This window comes from Ruegeria sp. BG6 (genome assembly GCF_056538465.1).
Window position 1 is genome coordinate 1 of sequence record NZ_JBQFTB010000035.1, and the last position, 3,444, is coordinate 3,444.

At 63.6% G+C, this 3,444-nt stretch carries 2 protein-coding genes; both read right to left on the reverse strand.

The features are described 5' to 3' along the window. Positions 1 to 13 precede the first annotated feature (13 nt). Positions 14 to 2,869 (reverse strand): aminomethyl-transferring glycine dehydrogenase, encoded by a 2,856-nt coding sequence (gene gcvP / locus ACR0JW_RS23765; protein ID WP_170682866.1) that lies wholly within the window; start codon positions 2,867 to 2,869, stop codon positions 14 to 16. A gap of 173 nt (positions 2,870 to 3,042) precedes the next feature. After that, a complete protein-coding gene (gcvH, locus tag ACR0JW_RS23770) occupies positions 3,043 to 3,408 on the reverse strand; it encodes a glycine cleavage system protein GcvH (RefSeq protein WP_170613943.1) in 366 nt (121 codons plus the stop codon). Positions 3,409 to 3,444 lie beyond the last annotated feature (36 nt).

A 3,444-nucleotide genomic window follows, 5' to 3' on the forward strand; every position in this document is an offset into this window, starting at 1 on the left:
GGGGTTTTATCTTTCACTCAGCGGCTTCTTCGTATTCTGACATTGGAGGGCATGTGCAGATGAGGTTTCTGTCGCCGTATGCGTTGTCGACGCGGTTGACGGGGGACCAGTATTTGTCGACGCCCATGGAGCCCGGGGGGAAGCAGGCCTGTTCGCGGGTGTAGGGGCGGTCCCAGTCGCCGACCAGATCGCGCACCGTGTGGGGGGCGTTTTTGAGCGGGTTGTTGTCCGCGTCGATCTTGCCGTCGATGATGTCCTGCGCCTCGGCCCGGATGGACAGCATGGCATCGCAGAAGCGGTCCAGCTCGGCCATGGGTTCCGATTCGGTGGGTTCGACCATCAGGGTGCCCGCCACCGGCCAGGACATGGTCGGCGCGTGGAAGCCTGAATCGACCAGTCGCTTGGCGATGTCGTCGACGCTGACATGCGCGGCCTCGTCCAGCGGACGGGTGTCGAGGATGCATTCATGCGCAACCCGGCCCGTTTCCGAGGTGTAGAGGATCGGATAGGCATCCTTGAGCCGTGCCGCGATGTAGTTGGCGTTCAGGATTGCCACTTTCGTCGCCTGCGTCAGACCCTCACCGCCCATCAGCAGCACATAGGCCCACGATACGGGAAGGATCGAGGGCGAGCCGAAGGGCGCCGCCGAGACCGGGCCCACGGCGGTGCCGTATTCCGGGTGGCCGGGCAGATGCTCTTCCAGATGCGCCTTTACGCCGATCGGACCCATGCCGGGGCCGCCGCCGCCATGCGGGATGCAGAAGGTCTTGTGCAGGTTCAGGTGGCTGACATCGCCGCCGATCTTGCCCGGCTGGGCCAGACCGACCATGGCGTTCATGTTGGCGCCGTCGATATAGACCTGACCGCCGTGGTCATGGGTGATCTGGCAGACCTCCTGCACGGTTTCCTCGAACACGCCATGGGTCGAGGGGTAGGTGATCATGCAGGCGGCCAGATGGTCGCTGTGCTTTTCCGCCTTGGCGCGGAAATCGGCGACATCGATGTTGCCCTTGTCGTCCGACTGCACCGGCACCACCTGCCAGCCCACCATCTGCGCCGAAGCCGGGTTGGTGCCATGCGCCGAGGTCGGGATCAGGCAGACATTGCGGTGCCCTTCGCCGCGGGCGAAGTGATAGTTGCGGATGGTCAGCAGACCCGCGTACTCACCCTGCGCGCCCGAGTTGGGCTGCTGGCTGATCGCGTCATAACCGGTGATCTGGCACAGCTTGTCGTTCAGATCGGCAATCATCTCGTGATAGCCCTGCGCCTGATCTTCAGGGCAGAACGGGTGCAGATTGCCGAACTCGGGCCAGGTGACCGGGATCATCTCGATCGTGGCGTTCAGCTTCATGGTGCAGGACCCCAGCGGGATCATCGCCCGGTCCAGTGCCAGGTCGCGGTCGGCCAGACGGCGCATGTAGCGGGTGATCTCGGCCTCGGCCCGGTTCTTGTGGAAGATCGGGTGGGTCAGGTACGCGCTTTCGCGCAGCGCATGTTCCGGCAGGCGGTAATGCTTGTTCGAGCTGTCATCCTTGCGGTCGATGCCGAATGCACCCCAGACCGCCTCGATGGTCTCGGGGCGGGTCTGTTCATCAAGGCTGATGCCGACCTTGCTGTCACCGACCTTGCGCAGGTTGACGCCCCGGGCCACGGCGGCCTCCATGACCGTCTTCTGCAGATGGCCGACCTCGACCGTGATGGTGTCGAAGAACACCTCGGGTTCCACGGCAAAGCCTGCCGCCTCCAGACCGTCGGCCAGGCGCGAGGTCTTGCGGTGCACCGATTGCGCGATGGCCTTGATGCCGTCGGGGCCGTGATAGACCGCATACATCGAGGCAATGACGGCCAGCAGCGCCTGCGCGGTGCAGACGTTCGAGTTGGCTTTCTCGCGGCGGATATGCTGCTCGCGGGTCTGCAGCGCCAGGCGGTACGCCTTGTTGCCACGGCTGTCGATGCTGACGCCGATGATCCGCCCCGGCATGGATCGCTTCAGCTTGTCGGTGGTCGCCATATAGGCGGCGTGCGGGCCGCCATAGCCCATCGGCACGCCAAAGCGCTGGGTCGAGCCGATGGCAATGTCCGCGCCCATCTCGCCCGGTGACTTCAGCAGTGCCAGCGACAGGATGTCGGCCGCTACGATGGCGATCGCTTTATGTTCATGCAGCGCCGCGATCTCGGCAGAGAAGTCGCGCACATGGCCATAGGTGCCCGGATACTGGAAGATGGCGCCAAACACCGCACCAGCATCCAGCGTATCCGGATCGGCCACCTGCACGTCGATGCCCAGAGGCTCGGCGCGTGTTTTAATGACCGCGATGGTCTGCGGGTGGCAGTTCTTGTCCACGAAGAAGGCCGCGTTGTTGGCCTTGGACCGGCCGCCGCGCTTGGCCATCGCCATCGCCTCGGCCGCCGCGGTGGCTTCGTCCAGCAGCGAGGCGTTGGCCACGTCCAGCCCGGTCAGGTCGCTGACCATGGTCTGGAAGTTCAGAAGCGCCTCAAGACGGCCCTGGCTGATCTCGGGCTGATAGGGCGTATAGGCGGTGTACCAGGCCGGGTTTTCCAGGATGTTGCGCAGGATCGGCGCCGGCGTGGTGGTGCCGTAATAGCCCTGACCGATCAGCGAGGTCAGAACCTTGTTCTTGCGCGCCACCTCTTTCATGTGGAACAGCGCATCGCGCTCGGTCATCGCCGGACCCCAGTCCAGCGGCTCTGTCTGCCGGATCGCCGGCGGGACGGTGGCGTCGATCAGCTCGTCCAGCGTCTTGAAGCCGATCACCTTCAGCATGTCGCGCATCTCGGTGGGCGACGGGCCGATGTGGCGGCGATTGGCGAAGTCATAGGCTTCGTAATCGGTCAGTTTGAAGGCCATTGCAGCGCTCCTCATGAAATGTCTCACCCAGCCGCTCTGGCAGGAGCCTCCGGCGTGGGGTAAGGGCCGTCCTGGAACCTGTCCGGGGACAGTGTCAGGCCCAAACGGGCGGAGCCCAAATCAGCGGCTCCGGGTGAAAGAAGGGGCGGATCCCGTCGGAACCCGCCATTTGCTCAGCCGATCAGGGCCTTGTAGCCGTCCAGATCCATCAGATCCTCCAGCTGCGACGCATCCGCGATCTTGATCTTGTAGATCCACGCCTCGCCCTCGGGGTCGTCGTTCAGCGAACCGGGATTGTCCGCCAGCGCCTCGTTCACCTCGACAATCTCGCCATCCACCGGCGCATAAAGCTCGGACGCCGCCTTGACCGACTCGATCACGCCGATCTCGCCGCCCTTCTCAAACTCGTCACCCGCTTCCTGCTGCTCGACAAAAACAACATCGCCAAGCTGCTCAGCCGCATGAACCGTAATCCCCAGCGTCGCAACTTCTCCTTCAACTCGCAGCCACTCGTGCTCTTCAGAATAATACGTCGACATTCCTGTTCTCTCCTGACTTCAACGCTTGTAGTTTTG

Coding starts and splice junctions, on each gene's coding strand:
- gcvP (WP_170682866.1), bottom strand. CDS start 2,869: ATGGCCTTCAAACTGACCGATTACGAAGCCTATGACTTCGCCAATCGC.
- gcvH (WP_170613943.1), bottom strand. CDS start 3,408: ATGTCGACGTATTATTCTGAAGAGCACGAGTGGCTGCGAGTTGAAGGA.